The following is a 24213-nucleotide window of genomic DNA, read 5'->3' on the forward strand; positions in this document are numbered from 1 at the left end:
AAAATAAGTCGATTTAGAAGATGGTTTAGCTTTATCCCACTCTAAAGTTTTATTTCGGCAGATGCGATAAAAGCAGATTATTTAAACACTGCGCAGCCATCTTCATAATATTCCTACAAATAATCACAGCATGGGTTTGTCAGTGTGGATGTGATCATGTACATTCATAAACATTATTCAACATGCTGGAACTGGACATGCAAGCCATCATTCTCGACACAGAAACCCATACACTAAATGGACAACCCATCGAGATTGCCTATGCTCCAATTCAGGTGGCAGATGCCAAAATTACCCTAGATAAATCTAAAATTTTTGATCAACTTTATCGTTGTGATGAAGCAATTTCTTTTGCAGCAATGGCTGTACATCATATTTTAGAATCAGATCTTGAAGGTCAGCCCCACTACAGCAGTTTTGAACTCCCATCAGAGACGACATATATCATTGGGCATAATATCGACTACGATATTCGAGCGCTCGAAAAATGCGGTGTAGATAGTTCAAAAATCAAAGCCATTTGTACCCTTGCGCTAGCTCGTCGAGTATGGCCTGATGCAGAAGCGCATAATATTTCTGCCTTGATATATATGATCACCAAAGGCAGTGAAAAAGCCCGTGAAATGATCCGTAAAGCTCACCGCGCAGATATGGATATTATTTTAACTGCCAATATTTTGATGCATATTGTGCATCACTTAAAAATCAACAGCATCGAAGAATTATACGAAGCTTCGGAAGATGCTCGCATTCCACGCAGTATTAATTTTGGTAAACACCGTGGTACCGCAATTGCAGAATTACCTGCGGACTATGTGCAATGGCTATTACGTCAAGATGACTTAGACCCATATTTACGCAAAGCTTTAGAAAACTCTGCTGTCATTACTCTATAAATCATTGATTGTTTAATATTTTCTTAATATTACTGTCATTATCACTGCATAGGATTGCCTTAATTCTTTTGAGCTATGGAATTAAGGCATGTTCAACTATCAAAAAACTGAGCTGGGTTTTCAAACTTTAAAAGACCGACAGCTCGCATTAAATGCTAGACAACGTCGTCTGCTACTCTTAATCGGTAGTGATGACTTTAACCAAATGCCAGTGCATTATCAGCAGCGGATTGCTGAAGTGTCCTTGCTCGAGCAACTTATGGAACTTGGGCTGATTCAGCCAATTACAACACATGATCATCAACGCCTTCAAAAATCCGATTTTTCTGCTTTTAATACACCTAAAATAGCGCCTAGCAATACGTCCGATCTCAATAACCTTAGCCCTGCATCTGATCTCACAGCGCAAGAACATGTGACTTTTAATGAAGTTTCAATGCCTACGATGGAAGTTCCTCAGATTCATTCACAGTACGAACTGACGAACACCCTCCCAATGGATGCGATGGGCTCTACACCCCATCAACTCAAACAAGCCACACCTGAAACCACGACTACAAACACCTCTGTATTAGCAGAACAAATCATTGATTTCATCGAGCACGATTTTGATGAGTTACAGAATTTTATGTGCAGTTACTTACAGCGTTATTGTGGGCTGATGGCAAAAAAATTAATGCTTAATATTCAACAGGCCACGGACATTGCAGAATTAAAAGCCTGTCAGATGCAATGGATCACCTGTCTAAATGAATCCAATATTCAACCTAAACTCTTACAACATGCATTACAGCAAATTAATTACAGTCTAAAAAATCTGCAACAACTGGTTTAACTTAGAGACTTTTCCTCACTTCTCATTCAAAAAACAACTTAATGAGGTGAGTAATTCTTCACACATATCAATATAAGAAATTGAATTTTATTAACTTTATCGATTCACTTATTTCTTTTATGGTTTTAACTGCTGTTTTATACGACCTTCCCCTAATGTCAATCAACAGTAAAAAATCGCAAGAATTAAACCGACCTCCCAGCGTTTGAGCATGTCAATGTCACAACAATTTTGTTTAGAATTTGATTCTTTCGATAATCCAATGCAACTCAGCAAAATTGGCAATTGGGTATTTACCTTCTTAACCTCACAAGACGAATTGCCTAATGTTCAATTGGCCATTACCTATGTCATGCCACGAAAAATTAGTGATGAATTACAGCCTAGACGTGTGGTCATTCAAAATACAGCCATTGAAACGATTTGGCGTATAGAACAAGTCGAGTGCTTCAACAGCCAAACGAACCAAGAACTCACCTTTACAGCAGCTGAGCCACAAGCTCAATTGGTTTTAAGCAGTATCATTGAAGAATTTGCCCGTTATGATGTCCCGCTTGTATTCAAGCCTCTTTAATTTAAAGCGAATTCCAACTTATTTTTCATAAAGATTTATGCTGTCTCAATGATTTAACCAAAGTCACCTAGATAAACATTAAATGAAAAATAATCCATACAGATTATTATTGCTCAATTCATATACACTATTCCTGCTCAATAATTTTTGACCATGGATAATAAAAATGAATTTAGCCAATTATTCTAATGATCAGGCACTCATCCTTTTCAACCTATATAGCAGCCTTGAACAATGTCTAGATGCGATTGGACATCTGCACCTTGGACCAAAACTAGTGCTGACCGACCATGATGTATCAAAAGATCATATGATCGTGCAACGTTTTCAAGCTGGGGTTTTAACTCAAGAAATCCAAGTGCGTAAACAAGACGTTGAATTGTCTTCTAGCAATCCGATGACGCGCTATCAGTTACTCTCTTATATTTTGAATCAATTTAAAGCAGATCAAACAGCTTAAATTTCAATCTCTAAAAATAAAAAACTCACCATAAGGTGAGTTTTTTTTATTCATTCAATTTAAGCTTCTAAAAGCTTGTAAATACTGTCCGATTTTTGACTTTCAAAAAGTAGTTCGATACTGGGTAGGATGATTTCACCTGCAATAATGATATGTTCAATGCGATGAAACAGCCCTCTTGAATCTTCTTCTGAAGGATTACGCACCAAAGCTTGTGCTTCATAAACCTGACTAAATTGGTCCTTTACCTTTATGTCAATCATCTGTGTCATGGTAATGTCTCTACTTGTTTTAATAATTGCATTTTTTATATCACATCTTTACACAACAACTTGCTTTGTAAATGTTAGATTTCATGGCAATGTAAACTTATTTTACTTTAGTAACTATATATCAATAACATTGGTTGACTATTTAATTATTGTTTGACAAAAGCACTATATTTTCAAATGTAAAAAGGCATTAAAAAGCCCGCATCGCTGCGGGCTCTATGTTGGAAGGCTAGTGCTGATTTATTGTCTGCAATATCTTAAGACTAAAATATTACGAAACTCAACGAGCTGTCATTGATCCGTCCAACTTATTGGTAGCGTCGTTTTATGACCTACCGTGATTTAAATATAGCACTTTCAATTCTCTTGCCAAGCCTTGCTAACACTTCAAAACAATTGATCAAATAAAATACAATTGATATTTTTTCAAAATAAGCGATCATAGCTCTGCCCAATGCTTGTGAAAGATTTAAATAAATAGGCCATTAAAAATAAATTCTACACTATCAATCTATAAACATTCTTTTCTCTTACTTTTAATTCTACCTTTGACAACCGTTGCATTAATATCTGACCTGAATTTTAAGTCTTATATTCATTTTTAACAGTCCTTAAAAATACTAGTAAGTAAGGTTGCCGTCTCAAATTAAAATCTAAAACAAAAAAAAGCCCCTGTATCACTACAGGGGCTTTTTTGAATTTGGCGGAAGCGGTGAGATTCGAACTCACGGAGGACTCGCGCCCTCGTCGGTTTTCAAGACCGGTGCATTAAACCGCTCTGCCACGCTTCCATGTGCGCCATAATACGGAGGTTTTACTCATCTGACAAGTAAAAATTACAACTAAACCTTTCAAATGAATATTGTTTCGCCAAATCCTTAAAGTTTAGCCGCAAGCTCCGCACCTTCACGTATTGCGCGTTTTGCATCTAACTCTGCTGCTAGTTTTGCGCCACCAATAATATGGTAATTGGCAAGGGTTTTCTCACCCTGTTCTGGCATCAAATGCTTTACCGATTCCTGACCTGCACAAACGACAATCGTATCTACACGTAATAATTGATCATGCCCTTCATATTCAACCCAAAGACCTTCATCAGTAATGGCTTTGTATTGAACACCACGCAGCATACGAACCGCATTTTTCTTTAATTGTGCACGATGTACCCAGCCTGATGTTTTACCTAACCCAGCACCAATTGCAGTTGTTTTACGTTGTAATAAGTAGATTTCACGAACAGGAGGTTCGAGCTCAGCAGCCTGCATACCACCTTCTGTTATGTAGTTTGGATTTGGATCAACACCCCACTCCCGCTGCCAATCCGCTAAAGGCATTGGTTGTGGCTGATGTGGTGGTTTGAGTAAAAATTCAGATACATCAAAGCCAATGCCGCCTGCACCAATCACAGCAACTTTATTGCCCACAGCTGCGCCTTTCAGCACTTCTGCATAAGACAAGACATTCGGTGCATCACTACCTTCAATTTTTAAGCTGCGAGGAACCACACCTGTTGCAATAACAACTTCCTCAAACCCTTCACGTTCAAGCTGTTCACGGTTTACACGCGTATTTAAACGCAAATCCACACCCGTTTTTTCGATTTGAACTTTAAAGTAGCGAATCGTTTCATGAAATTCTTCTTTGCCGGGAATGACTTTTGCCAAATTAAATTGACCACCCACCTCTGCACCAGCTTCAAATAATGTCACCGCATGGCCTCGGCTTGCCGCAACCGTAGCTGCAGACATGCCTGCCACGCCACCACCGACGACTGCAATACGCTTCGGTTTTTTGGTCTTTAAATAAACCAATTCAGTTTCATATGCCGCTCGTGGGTTGACCAAACACGTCGCACGCTGATTTTTAAAAGTATGATCTAAACAGGCTTGGTTACAGGCAATACAGGTATTGATTTCATCGACACGGTTGGTCGCCGTTTTATTTACCCAAAATGGGTCTGCCAAGAATGGACGCGCCATTTGCACCATATCTGCCTTGCCTGAAGCCAAAATTTCTTCAGCTGTATCTGGCATATTGATACGGTTGGACGCAATGACAGGGATCGCAACATGTTTTTTGACTTCAGCGGTATAGTCCACAAACGCTGCTCGAGGCACTGAGGTCACAATTGTCGGAATACGTGCTTCATGCCAGCCAATCCCCGTGTTCAGCAACGTCACACCTGCTGCTTCCAATGCTTTAGCAACAGTAATGACTTCTGCCATGGTGTTCCCATCATGAACCAAATCAAGCAATGACAAACGGAAGCAGATAATAAATTTCTCACCCACTTCAGCACGTATTGATTTCACAATATCAACCGCAAGGCGCATACGATTTTCAATTTCACCGCCCCAACGGTCTGTCCGTTGGTTGACATGACGGCTTAAAAACTGATTCAGCAAGTAGCCTTCTGAACCCATGATTTCAACACCATCATAGCCGGCCTTATGTGCAAGGCTTGCCGTTTTGACATAATCATCAATGGTTGAAAGAATTTGTTTGTCCGTTAATTGACGTGGTTTAAAAGGTGAAATCGGAGATTTAATCGGACTTGCTGACACTGCAAAAGGCTGATAGCCATAACGCCCAGCATGCAAGATTTGCATTAAAATTTTGGCACCATGTTTATGTACTGCATGGGTCACCAAGCGATGCGGAGCAATATCACCTAAAGTATTCATGGTACCGCCAGCAGGTAACAGCCAACCTTGACGGTTTGGCGAAATACCGCCTGTAATAATCAGGCCGACACCACCTTTCGCACGCTCACCAAAATAAGCCGCAAACTTAGGATAATTATAAAAACGATCTTCCAGCCCACTATGCATGGACCCCATCACGACACGGTTTTTAATCGTGGTAAAACCCAAATGTAAAGGCTTTAAAATATTTGCATAGCTAGTCGTTGTCATGCTGAATCCTTATTTTGGCTTTGCAACTTGTTGCATAACACTTTAGCGGTTTTTTTATATTTTGGGATGACAATTTAGAAAATATTCTTCGCATTTATGGTCAATACCTCCTGATATATAAATCCTCGAGCCATAAAAAAAGCCGTGAAGTTTCACATCACGGCATGTTGTTTTTAAAAGCATTATTTCCAATGTTTTAGCTTGCTGGTTTGTCCAATTCCGACATTAAAGCTATTGGTCGGATCTAGCTTTTGATAATGATTTTTTAATGCAGGCTTCGCCACATACAAATGCCCAACATTGTGTTCCGCAGGATATTCAGCGCCACGATCATCGAGTAAATGCCACATTGCATGTTCCATTGCCAAAGGATCTACACCTTTTTTCACAATATAATCTTGATGAAACACATGGCAGAGGAAATGACCATAATAGAGTTTATGGATAATTTGCTCATCCATGGCTTTCGGCAAAGTTTCCACCCATTCACGATCATTGCGACGTAATGCAATATCCAGTGCAACAATGTCTTCCACTTCTGAACGATGCGTATCACGATAACGAATGGCGGCACCCGCCACCGCAAAGCGATGTAAAAATGCCTTACGACCTTCTTCATCCGTACATTTAAAATAATTGCCTGAGGTTTTATCTAAAAAATACGTTTTTAAATACGCATCAACTTGATCAACATCCTGATTTTCAATACGAATCATCAAATGATGTTCATATAAATCACGAAATTCATTCATACGTTTTGGCAGATGATTCGGCATAAATTTAGTGACGAGTTGTAAAACTTTATCCGACAAACCTCGCAAGCCCAGTTTTTCTAAATAGCCATCGACTTTATCTTTCATAGCATATGCAGCAGGAACTTTTGCAGTGCCAAATTTTTCAATAAATACAAAAGAATCTTTTCCATATTCAGCCCCAATATCGTATGCCACGCGATGAATGTACTCACCCGCAATCGGGAGGCGTGCAAGATCTTTTAATAGAAAACGACGAATTTCTGTTAAGTCATCTTGCGAATTGGTTCCCACATAAAACACCTGACTAGGAATTTTTTCAAAGGTATCTAAGCGTACTGCAAAGACGCAGACCTTACCTGCTGAACCTGATGCTTCAAATAGTCGACTCGGATCTGCATTAAAACGTGCAGGTGTATTTTCATCGACTTGTTTAACATCATGTGAGTAGCGTTGATCTGATGCACAGCAACTTGAATTATTCACAATGTCATTGATTTGATAATTTTTATTTTCCAGCGCTGTGAGGATTTCTTCAGGCGTATTGCCAAGATGGACACCTAGATGATTGACCAACTCTAACTCACCTGACTCATTCACTTGTGCATACAGTGCAAGCTCTGTATAGGCAGGACCGCGGCGTACCAAAGCACCCCCTGAGTTATTGCATACGCCGCCCAAAACCGATGCCCCAATACACGAAGAACCAATCACCGAATGAGGTTCACGATTATATGGCAGCAAATCTTTTTCAAGTTTGTCTAATGTCGCACCCGGTAGACAAATCACTTGCTTGCCTTCATTAATCACTTGGATGCCAACCAAACGACGTGTACTTATCAGCACCACAGGACGGTCATAGTCATCACCAAACGGCGTTGAACCACCTGTCAGACCTGTATTGGCGGCTTGCATAATCACAATACAATTTGCATCCACAGCCGCTTGCAGCACTTGCCATTGCTCAAGCAAAGAGCCCGGTGTAACTACAGCCAATACTTTTCCTGCACCGTAACGGCGACCTTGGCGGTATAAACGTGTGTCTTTATCTTCAGTTAAAACGTGTTGCTTACCGACGATGTTGATGAGGTTTTGAATGGTTTGTAATGATTGAGTTTGCATGCTCGTAGAATTTTCCATTTTCATTATTTTCTCTCCTCGCTAAAGAGGAATTGCATTGTTATGCAATAAAAAAATATTGATTTAAATAATTTAAACAACGTAGGTTTATTTGCACATATCAAAAGTTTTTAGTCATTGTTATTAAAATCTATAATGAATATCCCTTCTCCCTTTGGGATGAGTAGCAATACTACACAAGAGGGTTAGGAGAATTAATCAATAAATACCTCTCCCTAACCCTCTCCTACAAGGAGAGGGAACTTTCATTTTTTAATTTTTTTTGATAACGAATAACTTTCCCAAGAGACCTATTCAACAAATCACCCAGCCAACTCTTTCTCTAACTTCACCAAACAATCAGATGTAATATCCGCAATGGTTTTTGCACCTGTTAACGTCATCGCAACACGCATTTCTTTATCAATCAGTTCTAAAAGATTGGAAACACCTTCACCACCTGCTGCACCGAGCGCATAAACAAAGGCACGACCGAGCATACAGGTATCTGCACCCAAAGCCAGCATACGCACCACATCTAAACCATTTCGAATACCAGAGTCCGCAAGGATTTTAATATCGCCTTTTACTGCATCTGCAATTGGCGGTAATGCACGCGCTGATGATAAAACCCCATCGAGCTGACGGCCACCATGGTTTGACACCACAATGCCATCTGCACCAAAACGCACTGCATCTTTGGCATCTTCAGGGTCAAGTATGCCTTTAATGACCATCGGGCCATCCCAAAATTCACGAATCCACTCAAGGTCTTTCCATGAAATTGATGGGTCAAAGTTATTGCCCAACCAGCCGATATAATCTTCCAAACCTGTTGGTTTACCCAAGTATTTAGAAATATTCCCCAAGTCATGCGGACGACCTAACAACCCCACATTCCACGCCCAGTGTGGGTGGAAACACGACTGCATATAACGACGCATGGCTGCATTTGGACCACTCATCCCCGAGTGCGCATCACGGTAACGCGCGCCCGGAACAGGCATATCCACGGTAAACACCAGAGTTGAACAGCCAGCTGCTTTGGCACGTTCTAAAGCATTTTTCATAAAGCCACGGTCACGTAGCACATATAACTGAAACCACATGGGACGCTGAATCGCTGGCGCCACCTCTTCAATTGGACATACAGAAACTGTAGACAGCGTAAACGGAATGCCCTTTTTATCTGCAGCCACGGCTGCTTGAACTTCGCCGCGGCGTGCATACATCCCTGTTAAACCCACAGGTGATAGAGCCACAGGCATCGATAAGGTTTCATTAAACAGTTGGGTTTCTAGACTCAGCTGTGACATGTCATTCAGCACACGTTGACGCAACGCTATTTTTGATAAATCTTCTACATTACGCTTTAAGGTATATTCGGCATACGCCCCGCCATCGATGTAATGAAATAAAAATGGCGGTAAACGACGACGTGCCGCTTCACGGTAGTCATTGGCAGAAGAAATAATCATGCTTATATCCTGTTTAATCGACTGGCACGCTGACGTCGAGCTTCTTCTTCATCAATCATACGCACCTGTTGTACTACAAACTCAATGTGTCCACAGACTGCTTTACGTGCAGCTTCAGGATCACGACGTTCAATTGCATTCATGACTTGAAAATGCTGATCATGCAATTGATCAAATCGGTGTGCTTCGCTATAAACTTTTCGACGACCTAAAACGACATTAAATTGCAACAGATCAAATAGACCACGCATCATCTGAATCAACACTAAATTGTGTGAAGCTTCAGCAATTGCTAAATGAAATTTGGCATCTGCACGCGCTGCTTCATCGTCATTGCCTAAGGCCTGAAAATGATTGATCTGATCATAATAATGTCGGATATGTGCCAAGTCCTCTGCTGTAGCACGTTGTGCCGCATACCATGCAGTACCACCTTCCAAAATAATGCGCGCCTCTTGCACATCAAAACGGTAGGCAGGGTCTTCACTAATCAAACTACTGATAGGCTGCACAATTTGATAACTCGACCAAGTCGCTGGTAATTGCTTTAAAAAAGTCCCCGCACCGACTTTACTGACCAACACGCCCATGCTGGTCAATTGAGAAATCGCTTCGCGTAAAGAAGTGCGTGAGACGCCAAGTTGTTCACACAGTTTCCGTTCAGCAGGCAGACGATCTCCAACTTGCATATTGCTTTCTTCAATCAATACACGAAGACTTTGAACAGTTTTATCAGAGACTTTCATCTGCTTTCCTTAACGTTGTTACACAATGCGTGTTATGGAATCATCCAAGGGAACACATAAGCTTGTAGGGTGATTAAAATCCCCATCATGATTGTGAACGTTATACTGTGTTTTACGGTAAAACGGAATAAATCCGACTCTTTACCTACCAATCCAACTGCCGCACATGCAATTGCAATTGACTGCGGAGAAATCATTTTTCCAGTCACACCACCACTGGTATTGGCAGCAACGAGTAATACTTCTGGCACACCAATTTGCTGTGCAGTAGTTGCCTGTAATGCAGCAAATAGTGCATTGGCTGACGTATCTGAACCCGTAAGGAAGACACCAAGCCATCCTAAAAATGGCGAGAAAAAGGTAAAGGCTTGGCCTGTATGCGCAAGTGCCAATGCCAATGTTGCCGACATCCCTGAATAGTTGGCGATAAATGCAAAAGCCAAGACCATTCCAATCGAATAAATTGGAATTTTTAATTCATTAATAGTTTCACCAAAGGTCACAATTGCTTCTTTAGGCTTCATTTTTAAGAAAATAATGGTAATGATCGCAGCAATGACAATTGCCGTACCTGTTGCCGAAAACCAATCAAATTTATAGATGGCATCGTAGTCCTTCATTTCAGGTACGACTGGCGGCATCTTTTGAACCAATTGATGTAAAAATGGCACTTTGATCGAAATAACCAAATCATGTAAGGCACCGTCTTTAGTAAATAAATCCTTAAACGGTTTAATACTCCAGATCGTAACCATCACCGTTAAGATCGCAAATGGCGACCACGCTTTTGCAATTTGACCCAAGCTATATTTTTGCTGTTTTTGCGCAGCAACATCTTCACTCATCGTCGCATCTTGATCTGCAAAGCGGAAAATATGTTTAGGCTGCCAATATTTAAATAAAATCGTTAATGACACTAAAGAGGCAATCGCCGCGGTAATATCTGGTAATTCAGGACCGACAAAGTTCGAGGTTAGGTACTGCGCAATCGCAAAGCTACTCGCGCCAACCACAACTGCAGGCCAAGTTTCCTTCACACCGCGCCAGCCATCCATAATCGCCATAATCCAAAACAGTACAATCGGCACCATAAATGGCAGCTGTCGACCAACCATCTGACTGATTTCCATCGTATCAACACCAGACACTTGCCCAGCAACGATAATTGGAATACCCATCGCACCGAAAGCCACTGGCGCAGTATTGACGATCAGACAAAGACCTGCCGCATATAAAGGCTTAAAGCCTAAACCTACCAATAGTGCTGCGGTAATCGCCACAGGGGCACCAAATCCCGCCGCACCTTCTAGGAAAGTACCGAAAGCAAAGCCGACTAACAGCATCTGTAAACGTTGATCTTCAGTAATCGAAAGAATCGAAGAACGGATGATGTCAAACTGCCCTGTTTTGACAGAGATTTTATACAGGAACACCGCACCAATAATGATCCATGCAATCGGCCATAAACCATAGAAGAAACCGTAGACCATCGAAGCCAATGCCATAAGCGCAGGCATGTCATAGGCAAATAAAGACACCAAAAGTGCCAGTACAACGGTGATCGTACCTGCCACACTGCCTTTTAAACGAAATACAGCAAGCGCCAAGAAAAAAAAGATAATCGGAATGAGCGCAATTAAACTTGATATCCATATATTCCCCATTGGGTCATATATTTGCTGCCATTGAAGCATTGTCATCTCCTTGAAATGCTTACTAAGATTTAATTATTGAGCAATATCAGCATGTGGTCTTTTCTCATTGGTATGACCAATAAAAGAATCAAAGACATAAAAACTCATACAATTGCTGAAATACTCCGCAATTTTTAATTATTTCAACTCAATCATTCAAGCTTTTCTTGTTTTTGGTATGACCAATATAAAATACAAAAACATTATTTGTCCGTTTAAAAACATCCATATCAACTTTTAAATAATTGTTTTGTAGTTATTATTTATGAATAGATTTTATAAAATATACTTTAGTCTAATAACCAAGCTTTGTTTGACTTCAGTCTCATTTCAGCGAAAAGAATAAAAACCAAATCAACCCAATATTGGTATGACCATTTATTTAAATCAAATAGATTTCTTTATATGTGCATCCTATTTCTTTCAGAAAATGCATTTTCCGCCTGCAAAAACTAGATGAAGTATTCAACAATAGATTTCAACGATCATTTTTTTCCACCTCATCGCTTGTATCTCATGATTTTTTAGAAAAACCGTGCAGAAAAGTGCTACAATCGCGCACATATATGTATTCTTTCAGGCCACCCATTCTCGGTGCCTATATTTATATCGTTAGGATTAACAATGACTGATAATGCAACTATCTTGCAGAATGTCCCAGTTGGCAAAAAAGTTGGTATTGCCTTCTCTGGTGGTCTAGATACTTCAGCTGCGCTTTTGTGGATGAAACAAAAAGGTGCGGAACCTTATGCTTACACAGCAAACTTAGGTCAACCTGATGAAGACGACTACGATGCGATTCCAAAAAAAGCGGAAGCGTATGGCGCAGTTAAAGCTCGCTTAGTTGATTGTCGTTTACAACTTGCTTTAGAAGGTATTGCGGCTATTCAATGTGGCGCTTTCCACATTTCAACTGGTGGTATGCCTTATTTCAACACGACTCCTCTTGGTCGTGCAGTTACAGGTACGATGCTTGTAACCGCAATGAAAGAAGATGACGTAAACATCTGGGGTGACGGTTCGACTTATAAAGGTAACGACATTGAACGTTTCTACCGTTATGGTCTATTGACTAACCCAGCACTTAAAATTTACAAACCGTGGTTAGACCAAACCTTTATTGACGAATTAGGTGGCCGTGCAGAAATGTCACAGTTCCTGATCGACAATGGTTTTGACTACAAAATGTCAAAAGAGAAAGCGTACTCAACTGACTCAAACATGTTAGGTGCGACTCACGAAGCAAAAGATCTTGAATACCTTAATGCGGGTATCAAAATCGTAGACCCAATCATGGGCGTTGCGTTCTGGAAAGATGACGTAGAAGTAAAAGCTGAAGAAGTTTCTGTAACTTTCGAAGAAGGCTTCCCTGTTGCATTAAATGGCAAACGCATCGAAAACCCAGTTGAGTTCATTCTTGAGGCTAACCGTATCGGTGGTCGTCATGGTCTAGGTATGTCTGACCAAATCGAAAACCGTATCATTGAAGCAAAATCTCGTGGTATCTACGAAGCTCCGGGTATGGCACTTCTTCATATCGCTTATGAACGTTTAGTGACTGGTATTCATAACGAAGACACCATCGAACAATACCGTATTAACGGTCTGCGTTTAGGTCGTCTTCTTTACCAAGGTCGTTGGTTCGATTCTCAATCATTAATGCTTCGTGAAACTGCGCAGCGTTGGGTTGCTAAAGCAATCACTGGTACTGTGACTTTAGAACTTCGTCGTGGTAATGACTACACTATTCTAAACACTGAATCTCCTAACCTCACTTATGAAGCTGAGCGTTTAACTATGGAGAAAGGTGACTCTATGTTTAGTCCTGCTGACCGTATCGGTCAATTGACTATGCGTAACTTGGATATCACAGATACTCGCGCTAAATTAGGTATCTACACAAACTCTGGCTTACTTGCAGTAGGTACAGGTTCTGCAGTGCCTCAATTAAAAGACAAAAACAAATAAGATTTGTTGAGTCATAAAAAACCGCGCATTTTGCGCGGTTTTTTATTGCCGATTTCAGAGAAGTTCTCAATTTTATTAAACATTAAGCCACATGTGCTGAACGAATCGATTGATAGTAAATTTGATTCCGTCCGAGCTGTTTTGCACGATATAAAGCCTGATCAGCGATCGTTAATAGCTCTTCCTTGGTCAGCATCTCCGCACGATATACGGTTATTCCCAAACTGATGGTGACATGATTGGATACCAAAGATTTTGCGTGTGGAATCTCTAAACGATCAATTGCTTTATAAATATTCGAGGCAACCGCATAAGCGCCATGTGCATCGGTTTCAGGTAGTAAAACCACAAACTCTTCTCCGCCATATCGTGCCACAAAATCCATATGTCGAATGGCATTTTTAATGGTTTTGGCAATGGTTGAAATTACATCATCACCTTTTTGATGACCGTAGAAATCGTTATAGTTTTTAAAATGATCAACATCGATAAATAGCACAGCAAGCGAGGTGTTATTACGTCGAGATTGCTCATAAAAGGTATCAAGCATTTCATCAAAAGTACGTCGGTTTGAAATCTTGGTTAATTCATCATGCTGACTTAAATGTAAAAGCTCTGTGGTATGAATACGATGGATTTTTTCACTAATATCCGCGCGCAGCATATTCAAAAATATCATCCGTTCACGCGCACAGAGCATCTTACTGATTGCAAAACCCAATACACAGCTTCCAATCAGTACACGCCCCAACACCATCACATCAAATTTCACTTCTAATGAAAAAAGCATCAACATGGTGACCACAGCAGCCAACAATCCAGACATCAACATTTGGACCGGTTTTACCCCCGTCAAAATATAGCTCAAGATGTAAATCATACAAAGGATCATCATGGCCTGATGTTTAAGTGCTTCGGTATACACGGTCATGGTGAGCCAAGACATTGAAATAACAGCCCAAAACACTACAAACATACTGGCATGTGAAAAATAAGGCTTCAGACGGTCATAACGGGCAAAGGTATATAAAGCCAAAAGACACAGCGCACCATTGAGCTGACCGACCAAACAACGAATAAAATCATGCACAAAATGCTGTTGATTAATTATCCAGTAATCTCCGGGAATGATCAGCATCGTGAGCACAAAGTAGATCAACACTCCCATCCAAAAAAAATGACGTATGTTGGTTTGCGCACGATCGAGGCTTAAAGTCCAAAATTGAGTTTCCAGTTTTTTAGGAAACATTTCCCCTACACGACGGGTTTGCCGTGTAATCAGTTCCTCTATTTTTTCTTTATCGTATTGCAACTTTGCAAGGTTATACTTGTATTCCATTTCCAAGCATTTATCTAATTCTTTTAGTCATTTAAAAATACCACAGTTTTATTCTATATTTATATCTGTTCAGTCATTTGTACAGAAATCTCGTTACCATTTTCACATTATTTGCATTATCATTTGTTTTATTTCCAAGCTTGGAATCGCTGTGAACACGATTACTCTTCTTCAGCCAGATGATTGGCATGCACATTTACGTGACGGTCTAGCCCTAAAGCGTACAGTTCCTGATTTAGCACAACAATTCTCTCGCGCGATTTGTATGCCAAATACCGTACCACCGGTAAAAACCGTTGAAGAAGCAAATGCATACCGTGAACGTATCATGGCAAATGTTCCTGAAGGCGTTCACTTTGACCCGCGCATGGTGCTCTATTTCACAGACAACACCCCAGCGAGTGAAGTTAAAAAAATTAAAGAATCTGAGCATGTTAATGCCATCAAGCTCTATCCAGCAGGTGCAACCACGAACTCAGACAGTGGTGTCAGCGACATTAGTAAAGTCTATGGTGTGATTGAGCAACTCGAAGAGCACCAAGTGCCATTACTCTTACATGGTGAAGTGACCCACAACCATGTCGATATTTTTGACCGTGAAAAACGTTTCCTTGATGAAGTACTTTCTCCACTGTTAAAACAGTTCCCTAAATTAAAATTGGTGCTAGAACACATCACCACCAGTGAAGCTGCGCATTTTGTATTAGAACAAGACCGTAATGTGGCTGCGACAATCACACCGCAACATTTATTGTTTAACCGTAATGACATGTTGGTGGGTGGCATTAAACCGCATTTCTATTGCCTACCGATATTAAAACGTCAAACCCATCAGCAAACTTTGCTCGAAGTTGCGACCAGTGCGAACCCTAAATTTTTCTTAGGTACAGACAGTGCGCCGCACTCAAAAAATGCTAAAGAAAATGCATGTGGCTGTGCAGGATGTTATAGTGCACCAACAGCAATTGAGCTATACGCTCAAGCATTTGATCAAGTCGGTAAAATCGACCGTTTAGAAGGTTTTGCAAGCCACTTTGGTGCAGACTTCTACGGACTCCCTCGAAATACCAATACCATTACTTTGGTAAAAGAAGATCAAGTGATCCCTGAAAGTTTAGACTACTTGGATGGCGAAAAAATTATTCCGTTGTATGCGGGTAAGACCATCCAATGGAGAAAAGTGTGACAGATGAAACTCGACCAGTCATTGGTCAACGTTTCCGTGGATTCCTACCTGTTGTTGTCGATGTCGAAACAGCAGGTTTTAATTCACAGACCGATGCCTTACTGGAAATTGCAGCGATTCCTATTGTGTATGATGCAGAAGGTAATTTTGTACCGGGTGAAGCCCACCATGCACATATCAATCCATTTGAAGGTGCCAACCTTGACCGTCGTTCACTGGATTTTATTGGTGTAGATCCATTTAATCCGATGCGTATGGCCATGGCTGAAGATGAGAAATCAGCATTAAAACGTATTTTTAAGTCAGTGAATGAAGTACGTCGTCAACAAAACTGCACTCATGCTGTTTTAGTTGGTCACAATGCACATTTTGATTTAGGGTTTGTACAGGCAGCTATTGCACGTACAGGAACAAAAAATCAAAATCCTTTCCATAGTTTTTCCGTATTCGATACAGTGACATTGAGCGCTGTAATGTTTGGACAAACTGTGCTGGCAAAATCATGTATTCAAGCTGGTATTGAGTTTGATGGTAAAGAAGCACACTCTGCACTTTACGATACTCAGAAGACCGCTGAACTGTTCTGTTATATTTTGAACAAACTCGGCCCTCACCTACTTGACACTATGATGGCGGATCAATAAGATACCGCCATCTTCTAAACGTCCCTATCGTCTAGAGGCCTAGGACATCGCCCTTTCACGGCGGTAACCGGGGTTCGAATCCCCGTAGGGACGCCAATTCTTATTCAGACTTTCTCCAAGCTGAATATTCAAGTCTATTGAATACACATCACCATCTCTTCTGATTATTCAAAATTTTCATTGAATTCGCTGTGTATTAAAAAATCACTTATTGCAAATAATTCTCATTTCTATTGATTATTCTTGTAAAGTTAATGATAATCGCTATCGTTTTTATCTGCATAATTGTTGACAGCCATGCGCTTTGCCTATTCTCCCCTTAATATCGCAATTTTGACTGCTTTAGCATCTCAAACGTATGCAAATGAAAGCCAGATCTCCGAAGAAATCAAAACCAATACGGTGTCGATGACACCTATTGAGGTTGAAGTCAAAGCCAAGCCAGAAGTAGGTAAAACCGTCTACACCAAAGAAGATTTAGAAAAAACGCCGAATAGCTCAAAAAATATCACAGACTTTTTAAAAGTTAATCCAAATGTGCAGTTTAGCCGTGAACAACGTTCTGCAGATTCACAGGCTGAGCTACGACCATCCGAGATTTCTATTAATGGCGCGCAAACTTACCGAAATAAATTCGTAATTAACGGCGTCAATACCACCAATAACCTTGACCCTCTGGCAAGCGGCAACTCCTATTCAGGCAAGCTTGATGGTGGCTCACAAGGGATTGCCCTAAATACCGATTTAATTTGTAAATTAGAATTGATCGATAGTAATGTTTCTGCAGCATACGGCGAATTTACAGGTGGTGTAGTTAATGCTGAAACTTGTGCACCAAATACTGAAATTGGCAAAATCCACGGCTCCGTTACTTACGACTACACGGAAAGTGATTGGTCACGTTATCATTTTACCGATGAAGAAGAAGCTGCAGAGTTTGAAGATCCAACATCATCAAATAATAAAGAATATAAAAAACACGGCCTAAGCCTGAATCTATACAGCAAACTCTCTGAACAATGGGGCATCAATAGTTATGCCTCTAAACGTGAATCCATCGTTCCAGTAATGAGTGGTTTAGAAGATCGCAGTAAAGTCAAAAGCGAGCGTAATAATATCAACTTAGGGACTACCCTTTTTTACACACCTTCGGACACAACCAAAGCGAAGTTTGGCTTTGATTTAGGGGATTTGGACAGTCTAAATTTCGTTGATAAGCGAATAAATTCAAAAAGTATTAGCAATACAGAAACGCTGACATTTTTTGGTGAATTAGAAAGTAAACTCAATAATTCAACATTAAAACAAAATATTAGCTATCAAACGCTAAGCCAAGCACGTGAAAATGATTCAACTACCGGCATTCTTTGGAAGCAAACACCAACTAAAAACTGGAGTTCCAATCCTGGTGAAGGTGCCACAAGTAGTGATATTGAATTACACCAAGATACATTTTCGTATAGTCTAAAAAATGCGTTTGATACCATTCAGATTGGCAACAGCATGCAACAATTAAGCTTTGGTATGGGCTATGACTATTCTAAAGTTGCATGGGAACGGCCTAACGATGCCTATATGTATAATCAGCCTAAGACTTTTACATCTAGTTCAGGCATTAGCTGTACGACAGGTGATATTCTTTGTGATGAAGCAACGGATGAAAATAACTATCAAGGCCAATATCAAACAAATGGCAAGTATTATCAAAAAGGTAAAGTTAATATTGACCAACAACGTGTGCATACCTTCATTGAAAACACATCGACTTGGGATAATTTTTCAGCACGTTTAGGTTTACGTGCAGATTATGAAAGCTTGTCGAAAAATTTAAATATTGCACCTCGTACTGCCTTTAACTATAAACCGCTAAAAAATGATCTTTTGTCCTTCACTACGGGATGGAATCGATATTATGCAAACTATACCTTAGCCACTGAACTGCAAGATCAACTTGCATTTTTGGAATACAATTTAAAACGCACAAAAAATCAAACTGAAGACTATTGGACTCAAACTGGGTTATCAGATTTAATATTAGCTAATTCCAATATTCAACGTGCCAATTTAAAGACCCCTTATGCTGACGAAATTGTGTTTGCCATTAATAGCCAAGTTAAAAACTGGAACCTTGGTCTGAAATGGGTGAATCGCGATAACAAAGATGAAATTACAAAAAATCGTTTTATTGATCCAACCACCAGCAACACCATCGATCATTTTGAATATAGTAATAGTGGTAAAGCAAAAGCTGACATTTACACACTCACACTCAGAAATACGCTGCCAGTCGTATATAAAAACTCTCTGCACGGGTTTAACTTTGGCTTTGATTACACTGAATCAGAAAAAAATTATTTAGACTATTCTGAGTCATATAACGTTAACAGTAATACGACTGCTGAAGATCGCGATATTATCTTTAACGGCAGCCTCATCCAATTTAATGAACGTCCCGTTGAAAATTTCAATCAGCCTTGGACTGCTCGTTTTGGTTGGGACATTGAGTTTTCAAATTTACCATTAAAAATTAATAACTTTTTAAGCTACAAATCTGAATATAAAGATACGTATAAACTAAAAAACAAAGTTGAACATGATGGTGTCCTGTTGGAAGCCTATGCTACAGATACGATTAGACCTCGATTTAGTTGGGATATGCGTACCACTTATGATTTCAATTTCGCTAAAGACTACAAAGCAATATTCGGTTTAACCATTAACAATATTACCAATCGACATAATATCTATACCACCCCAGGTATTAGTGAGTCGACCAACAGACTTAGATCTGAAATTGGGCGACAGTTCATTGCTGATGTCACATTTAAATTTTAAACTTCCCCTATCAAGAGCGCCTAAAAACGCTCTTGATTCATTTTCAAATAGAATAAAACATGAAAAAAATAATCTTACTCTTTGGCCTGTGCATAGTATGTCTCGGTATCTTTATCTACATTTTTAGACCCGAAGCCAGCCTACCGACAAATCCTTCTAATACTGTTGAGCACGATGCCAATCAGACAAATCAAACAGCATTGAATGATGACCAAGAATCTTTTATTCCCAAAACCAACGATCGTGACACTCAAATACAAGCGAAAAAACCCAAAAAATTGAGCGAAGAAGCAATACAGTATTACCGAACAGCAACCAAATACGGTTGGGAGTCAATCGTTCGTGATTTCGAAAATGGAACCATTCTAAAAAGTAAAATGCCTAAAGGGGAAAAAGAAAAACTTTGCGAAATTGCACTGAGTCTAAGCACTGCCGATCAAACCAAACGCTTATTTAAAGCAAATTGCAAACCACTCAATGGCCGTTCATCCTCTATGATTATTAATGGCGCATTAACCAATGCAGAAGGCAAAATAGATCAAAATGAAATCATTGAAAAATTAAAACTCTACAAGTCGGAAAATGTTTTACAAACACACGTTACGTATAAATTTGGCCCGTATGAAGAAAAAAGCTCTTTACAATCCAAAACAATTGGTTGGGGACTAGAAGACGTTTCTGATTATTTGCTGAGTATTGGTGTCGATTACACGGGCGTGGATGGTAATTTAATTTTAGACAATATCATAGGCCGTAACCCTTCTGTGAGTTTGGTTCAAAAACTACTGAATGCAGGAATCGAGCCCAATAGTAACGTTTATAAACAAATAGAACAGAATGACTTTTCAACCAAATATCCTAACGTTTACAATTTATTAAAAGCACACAAACCATGAAAAACATCGTTATTACCAGCTGCCTGCTAATGAGTATGCATTGCTTTGCAAATGCTCCAGTGCCACAAAATCACGCTACCAATGCACCATCAGTGAAAAACATTCACGACTTTAAAAAGATCAAAGGGATGACAAATGATGCATCTCGTTATTATAAATTTATAAACATATATGGTTGGTCAGCCATAGTGCAGGAATTTGAAAATAAAAATATTCAAAGCAGTAAAATGAAAAATAAAGAAATTAAAAAAATGTGTGACACAGCACATCTTATACTTCCACTTCAAGATATCAAGCGACTGATTGCTGCTGATTGCAAACCCAGCTCAAACGATGTGACTTTTAACACCATCAATAGGATTTTAAAAAATGGCGATGGTTCTATTAATGAACAAGAAATTATTGCTAAATTAGAATTTTATAATGCATTAGGATTATTAAAAACACATCAAACATACGGCCGTGGCTATCGTGCAGAAACATATAATTTACTCTACAAAGCTGCCGGTTTTGGTTTGCCTGATGTTTTTGATTATCTCCTGAATATCGGACTCACAGTAAAATATACCGATGGTAACTTACTAAATACACATTTTGATGGTCGCTCCCCTCAACTCGCTTTAACCCAAAAAATTTTAAAACTGGGTGTCGAGCCAAATGCTTCAACCATCACAATCATGCAACAACGGAACTTTAAACAACACTACCCTGACACCTACCAAGTCATCCTGTCCAATCTAGAACAGAAAAACCGTAAACTTTAATTAATTACAGCCTGACTGGTTTTGTTTATACTTCAGCTTGATCTATTTTGATGTAAGAATACCCTATGTTTAAAAAGTTGCTCTTGGTTTTAGCCATCTTATTTCCATCTGCACTCTATCTGTATATTGTGAGCCGCGATGACAACAAAGCCCCTGTAACCGAAGAAACTCAAGTACCTGCAACCTCCGAAGCCGAATATCAAACTCCTGACCATTAATCTAATGGTCAGTGCTAAAGATTTAAATTTTAGATCAGTATTATCACATTATAAGAAAAATTCGATTTATCAATCATTTCACTGCATTCAATCATAAAATATACCTTTCATTCAATTTTCATTTCACTATGCAATCTCCCTCTGAACCTTCGCAACACTCGTCTGCTGAAGGTAAAAGTCCATCGCTTAAACGTGCGATGACGACTCGACACCTTGTGATGCTCTCACTTGGTGGTGCAATTGGTACTGGTTTGTTTATGGGTTCAGGTGAAGTTATTTCACAAGCTGGGCCTTTAGGCGCTGTTCTTGCCTATATTATTGGCGGTTTGATTGCCTACATGGTCATGCTCTGTTTGGGTGAACTTGCCGTACATTTACCTGTTTCTGGCTCTTTTGGTGCTTTTGCGACAAATTATATTGGCCCTGGTACCGGTTATATGGTGTCTTGGATGTACTGGTTGGGCTGGTCTGCCACCTTAGGTACAGAATTTACTGCGGCGGCTATTTTGATGCAGGAATGGTTTCCACAAACCTCTATTTGGCTATGGACACTGATCTTTGCAGCTGGCGTACTGATCTCTAATCTAAGTTCTACACGTGCGTTTGCAGAGTCAGAATTTTGGTTATCCATGGTGAAAGTTGCAACAGTGTTGATTTTCATCATCCTTGGTTTTGCCTGCATCTTTGGTTTCGTGCCTTTCCAAGGCTATGAATCAGCTCCAATGTTCCACAATTTGACAGAACATGGTTGGCTGCCAAATGGTTTGTTCCCTCTGTTTGCCACGCTATTGATCGTGAATTTTGCCTTTAATGGTACGGAGATGATTGGTATCGCTGCAGGTGAAACTGAAAACCCTGAAAAGAATGTGCCTAAAGCCATTCATGCTGCGGTATGGCGCTTAATCATTTTCTTTGTCGGCACTATTATCGTTATCAGTTCCCTGTTGACCTATACCGATGCAGGTTTAAATGTTGGTGGACATGGCGGCTTAAGTAGCAGTCCATTCGTTTCCGTATTTAACCTGATGGGCATTCCCTATGCAGAAGACTTGATTCGTTTCGTCATTATTACGGCCTTACTGTCTACAGCTAACTCTGGTTTATATGCTGCATCGCGTATGATGTGGGCGCTGTCTGCACAAAAGCAATTGCCACGCGCTTTCGGCAAATTAAGCAAAACTGGTGTGCCTTATATTGCTGTATTGGTCACTATGATCGGTGGTTTACCAGGTCTATTGTCAGAACAATTTGGCGCAGATGTGATCTTCAAGAACTTGATGGGGGTTGCCGCTTTCACCATGGTGATCGTGTGGATGAGTATTTGTTGGAGTCAATTTAACTTCCGTCGCCAATGGCTGAAACAAGGTCATAGCGTGTCAGAACTTAAATTCCGTACACCATGGTTCCCGCTGGTTCCAATTCTTGGCTTTGTCTGCTGTACCGCAACAGGTTTAAGTATGGCTGCAGATCCTGAAATGCTTTCAGGCTTTATTGGCTGCCTGATCTTTATGGCAGCATGTTATGCAGGTTATTATTGGTTATATCACGATAAATAAAATAGTTAAGGTGGCTCATTAGCCACCTTTTTTTATGAAACTATTTCTCTTCCCTATGAGAGAAAAATTAGGGTTTCCATATAAATTCAAAAATGATTTGTGGGAGCAGTTTAATCCACAAAAACCACTGTACAAATTATAATTTAAAGAAATAGTTCAACTGCTTTTCGTCAATGAGTTTTTATCCTCGCTCAACACCAAGATATAATCCCATACTTTCAACTCCAATGCGTCCTTTTCGGATTTTGCCCCCTTAGAAACATTAGCTAAAAGACACGCAGCTACTATTGCTAGAAATATTTGGATAGATACTCTCAAACTTGTATTAGATATTAATTCAACAAAAGTAAAGTTAAAAACTATTAATGAAAGTGGCAAAAGCACCCGACTTGAATTCATCTGTTTTTTAAATTCAGGAAAATCACGATTAATAACCAATAAATCTTGTTTGTCTTTACTCCACAACATTGGCTCAAAACATACATCCAATTTTTTTTCTAATCTTTCAAGTTCTACATCATCACTAGACAACTGATATCTTCGAACCTTTAAGATTAAATATAATTTAAAAAAGCTCTGGATATCTAAAAAATAATGAGAATCATCTAAAGATTTGAGGTGATTATACGTAATTCTACTTTCCCCATCTAAATCCCTAAATAAAAGTTCATCAATAATTCTTTCAAACTCTGATTTACTGATATACGAAGAAAAATTATTTGGATAAACGTCAAACCAATGCAAATAATTCAATAAAACTATATAGAATCTTTGATGGACTTTGCCCACATTAAATTGATTGATTTCAAATAAAATTCCAGAAATAAACTCATTAAAATTATTTTTCATTAAAAAAATTCTGTTTTTGTTTCATTTATATACATTTAGAATATAACAATGAAACTCTATTTTGACAAATATAGATGGGCTATGTACTATACACCCACCTCAAAACGTCCCTATCGTCTAGAGGCCTAGGACATCGCCCTTTCACGGCGGTAACCGGGGTTCGAATCCCCGTAGGGACGCCAATTTTTCTGTCAGCTCTGACAAACTTAAAGTTTAT

20 protein-coding genes and 3 tRNA genes are annotated in these 24213 nt (G+C 39.6%); 14 read left to right on the forward strand and 9 right to left on the reverse strand.

Translation table 11 applies throughout. The annotated features are described in order from the left end of the window. Window positions 1-197: 197 nt before the first annotated feature. The 4 genes from FTU75_RS05500 (at window position 198) to FTU75_RS05515 (ending at window position 2765) form a co-directional block, all read left to right on the forward strand. On the forward strand, window positions 198-896 hold the full coding sequence (locus FTU75_RS05500; protein WP_180004204.1) for a 3'-5' exonuclease: 699 nt from the start codon (window positions 198-200) through the stop codon (window positions 894-896). 88 nt (window positions 897-984) lie between these two features. Then, window positions 985-1731 carry a hypothetical protein gene (locus FTU75_RS05505; protein ID WP_180115345.1) on the forward strand — a complete coding sequence of 249 codons (747 nt, stop codon included), beginning with the start codon at window positions 985-987 and terminating at the stop codon, window positions 1729-1731. Between the two features lie 217 nt (window positions 1732-1948). Further along, window positions 1949-2305 (forward strand): hypothetical protein, encoded by a 357-nt coding sequence (locus FTU75_RS05510; protein ID WP_180115346.1) that lies wholly within the window; start codon window positions 1949-1951, stop codon window positions 2303-2305. 166 nt (window positions 2306-2471) lie between these two features. Then, window positions 2472-2765, forward strand: a complete 294-nt coding sequence (locus FTU75_RS05515; RefSeq protein WP_111885765.1) for a hypothetical protein — start codon at window positions 2472-2474, stop codon at window positions 2763-2765. Window positions 2766-2824: 59 nt separating this feature from the next. Here the strand turns inward: FTU75_RS05515 and FTU75_RS05520 are convergent, their stop codons facing one another. The 7 genes from FTU75_RS05520 to lldP all read right to left on the reverse strand — a co-directional run bounded on the left by FTU75_RS05520 (window position 2825) and on the right by lldP (window position 11747). Then, window positions 2825-3037, reverse strand: coding sequence for a hypothetical protein (locus tag FTU75_RS05520; RefSeq protein WP_111885766.1), 213 nt, complete (start codon window positions 3035-3037; stop codon window positions 2825-2827). Between the two features lie 701 nt (window positions 3038-3738). Further along, window positions 3739-3828, reverse strand: a tRNA-Ser gene (locus FTU75_RS05525). A gap of 87 nt (window positions 3829-3915) precedes the next feature. Next, the gene (locus tag FTU75_RS05530) at window positions 3916-5952 is read right to left on the reverse strand and encodes an NADPH-dependent 2,4-dienoyl-CoA reductase (protein WP_180115347.1); all 2037 of its coding nucleotides are present in this window, start codon (window positions 5950-5952) and stop codon (window positions 3916-3918) included. Window positions 5953-6134: 182 nt separating this feature from the next. Then, complete coding sequence (gene dld / locus FTU75_RS05535; RefSeq protein WP_180115451.1) at window positions 6135-7826, reverse strand: D-lactate dehydrogenase; 1692 nt, start codon at window positions 7824-7826, stop codon at window positions 6135-6137. Window positions 7827-8146: 320 nt separating this feature from the next. Further along, window positions 8147-9301, reverse strand: coding sequence for an FMN-dependent L-lactate dehydrogenase LldD (gene lldD / locus FTU75_RS05540; protein WP_078192909.1), 1155 nt, complete (start codon window positions 9299-9301; stop codon window positions 8147-8149). A gap of 2 nt (window positions 9302-9303) precedes the next feature. After that, entirely contained in the window at window positions 9304-10047 is a 744-nt protein-coding gene (gene lldR / locus FTU75_RS05545; protein WP_078189144.1) for a transcriptional regulator LldR, read from the reverse strand. Window positions 10048-10079: 32 nt separating this feature from the next. Then, window positions 10080-11747 (reverse strand): L-lactate permease, encoded by a 1668-nt coding sequence (gene lldP, locus FTU75_RS05550; RefSeq protein ID WP_171319310.1) that lies wholly within the window; start codon window positions 11745-11747, stop codon window positions 10080-10082. 618 nt (window positions 11748-12365) lie between these two features. On the opposite strand from lldP, the gene argG reads away from it, so the two are divergent. Continuing rightward, complete coding sequence (gene argG, locus FTU75_RS05555) at window positions 12366-13709, forward strand: argininosuccinate synthase (RefSeq protein WP_078192912.1); 1344 nt, start codon at window positions 12366-12368, stop codon at window positions 13707-13709. An 82-nt stretch (window positions 13710-13791) separates the two neighbouring features. Here argG and FTU75_RS05560 read toward each other — a convergent pair whose 3' ends face one another. Further along, window positions 13792-15048, reverse strand: coding sequence for a diguanylate cyclase (locus tag FTU75_RS05560; protein WP_180085828.1), 1257 nt, complete (start codon window positions 15046-15048; stop codon window positions 13792-13794). Between the two features lie 151 nt (window positions 15049-15199). On the opposite strand from FTU75_RS05560, the gene pyrC reads away from it, so the two are divergent. The 8 genes from pyrC to FTU75_RS05600 all read left to right on the forward strand — a co-directional run bounded on the left by pyrC (window position 15200) and on the right by FTU75_RS05600 (window position 23147). Next, a complete protein-coding gene (gene pyrC / locus FTU75_RS05565) occupies window positions 15200-16234 on the forward strand; it encodes a dihydroorotase (RefSeq protein WP_078192914.1) in 1035 nt (344 codons plus the stop codon). Continuing rightward, the gene (gene rnt / locus FTU75_RS05570) at window positions 16219-16878 is read left to right on the forward strand and encodes a ribonuclease T (RefSeq protein ID WP_078192915.1); all 660 of its coding nucleotides are present in this window, start codon (window positions 16219-16221) and stop codon (window positions 16876-16878) included. Before pyrC ends, rnt begins: the two co-directional genes overlap by 16 nt. 20 nt (window positions 16879-16898) lie before the next feature. Continuing rightward, window positions 16899-16974, forward strand: a tRNA-Glu gene (locus tag FTU75_RS05575). Window positions 16975-17175: 201 nt separating this feature from the next. Further along, window positions 17176-19713, forward strand: coding sequence for a TonB-dependent receptor plug domain-containing protein (locus tag FTU75_RS05580; RefSeq protein WP_180115348.1), 2538 nt, complete (start codon window positions 17176-17178; stop codon window positions 19711-19713). Between the two features lie 59 nt (window positions 19714-19772). After that, window positions 19773-20609: a hypothetical protein gene (locus FTU75_RS05585; protein ID WP_180115349.1), complete on the forward strand. Its 837-nt coding sequence runs from the start codon at window positions 19773-19775 to the stop codon at window positions 20607-20609. After that, a complete protein-coding gene (locus FTU75_RS05590) occupies window positions 20606-21373 on the forward strand; it encodes a hypothetical protein (RefSeq protein WP_180115350.1) in 768 nt (255 codons plus the stop codon). The genes FTU75_RS05585 and FTU75_RS05590 overlap by 4 nt, the downstream gene beginning before the upstream one ends. A gap of 65 nt (window positions 21374-21438) precedes the next feature. Continuing rightward, on the forward strand, window positions 21439-21591 hold the full coding sequence (locus FTU75_RS05595) for a hypothetical protein (RefSeq protein ID WP_180115351.1): 153 nt from the start codon (window positions 21439-21441) through the stop codon (window positions 21589-21591). Window positions 21592-21719: 128 nt separating this feature from the next. Further along, window positions 21720-23147, forward strand: a complete 1428-nt coding sequence (locus FTU75_RS05600; protein ID WP_078192919.1) for an amino acid permease — start codon at window positions 21720-21722, stop codon at window positions 23145-23147. Between the two features lie 156 nt (window positions 23148-23303). On the opposite strand, the gene FTU75_RS05605 is transcribed toward FTU75_RS05600, so the two are convergent. Next, window positions 23304-23996, reverse strand: coding sequence for a hypothetical protein (locus FTU75_RS05605; protein WP_111885774.1), 693 nt, complete (start codon window positions 23994-23996; stop codon window positions 23304-23306). 106 nt (window positions 23997-24102) lie between these two features. Here FTU75_RS05605 and FTU75_RS05610 point away from each other — a divergent pair. Continuing rightward, window positions 24103-24178, forward strand: a tRNA-Glu gene (locus FTU75_RS05610). Window positions 24179-24213 lie beyond the last annotated feature (35 nt).

This window comes from Acinetobacter sp. YH12140 (assembly GCF_013418475.1).
Taxonomy (GTDB): Bacteria; Pseudomonadota; Gammaproteobacteria; order Pseudomonadales; family Moraxellaceae; genus Acinetobacter; species Acinetobacter amyesii.

Bases quoted from the DNA above. Each gene is read 5' to 3' on its own strand.
- FTU75_RS05500 (WP_180004204.1), top strand. From the start codon at position 198: ATGCAAGCCATCATTCTCGACACAGAAACCCATACACTAAATGGACAA.
- FTU75_RS05505 (WP_180115345.1), top strand. From the start codon at position 985: ATGTTCAACTATCAAAAAACTGAGCTGGGTTTTCAAACTTTAAAAGAC.
- FTU75_RS05510 (WP_180115346.1), top strand. From the start codon at position 1,949: ATGTCACAACAATTTTGTTTAGAATTTGATTCTTTCGATAATCCAATG.
- FTU75_RS05515 (WP_111885765.1), top strand. From the start codon at position 2,472: ATGAATTTAGCCAATTATTCTAATGATCAGGCACTCATCCTTTTCAAC.
- FTU75_RS05520 (WP_111885766.1), bottom strand. From the start codon at position 3,037: ATGACACAGATGATTGACATAAAGGTAAAGGACCAATTTAGTCAGGTT.
- FTU75_RS05530 (WP_180115347.1), bottom strand. From the start codon at position 5,952: ATGACAACGACTAGCTATGCAAATATTTTAAAGCCTTTACATTTGGGT.
- dld (WP_180115451.1), bottom strand. From the start codon at position 7,826: ATGCAAACTCAATCATTACAAACCATTCAAAACCTCATCAACATCGTC.
- lldD (WP_078192909.1), bottom strand. From the start codon at position 9,301: ATGATTATTTCTTCTGCCAATGACTACCGTGAAGCGGCACGTCGTCGT.
- lldR (WP_078189144.1), bottom strand. From the start codon at position 10,047: ATGAAAGTCTCTGATAAAACTGTTCAAAGTCTTCGTGTATTGATTGAA.
- lldP (WP_171319310.1), bottom strand. From the start codon at position 11,747: ATGACAATGCTTCAATGGCAGCAAATATATGACCCAATGGGGAATATA.
- argG (WP_078192912.1), top strand. From the start codon at position 12,366: ATGACTGATAATGCAACTATCTTGCAGAATGTCCCAGTTGGCAAAAAA.
- FTU75_RS05560 (WP_180085828.1), bottom strand. From the start codon at position 15,048: ATGGAATACAAGTATAACCTTGCAAAGTTGCAATACGATAAAGAAAAA.
- rnt (WP_078192915.1), top strand. From the start codon at position 16,219: ATGGAGAAAAGTGTGACAGATGAAACTCGACCAGTCATTGGTCAACGT.
- FTU75_RS05580 (WP_180115348.1), top strand. From the start codon at position 17,176: ATGCGCTTTGCCTATTCTCCCCTTAATATCGCAATTTTGACTGCTTTA.
- FTU75_RS05585 (WP_180115349.1), top strand. From the start codon at position 19,773: ATGAAAAAAATAATCTTACTCTTTGGCCTGTGCATAGTATGTCTCGGT.
- FTU75_RS05590 (WP_180115350.1), top strand. From the start codon at position 20,606: ATGAAAAACATCGTTATTACCAGCTGCCTGCTAATGAGTATGCATTGC.
- FTU75_RS05595 (WP_180115351.1), top strand. From the start codon at position 21,439: ATGTTTAAAAAGTTGCTCTTGGTTTTAGCCATCTTATTTCCATCTGCA.
- FTU75_RS05600 (WP_078192919.1), top strand. From the start codon at position 21,720: ATGCAATCTCCCTCTGAACCTTCGCAACACTCGTCTGCTGAAGGTAAA.
- FTU75_RS05605 (WP_111885774.1), bottom strand. From the start codon at position 23,996: ATGAAAAATAATTTTAATGAGTTTATTTCTGGAATTTTATTTGAAATC.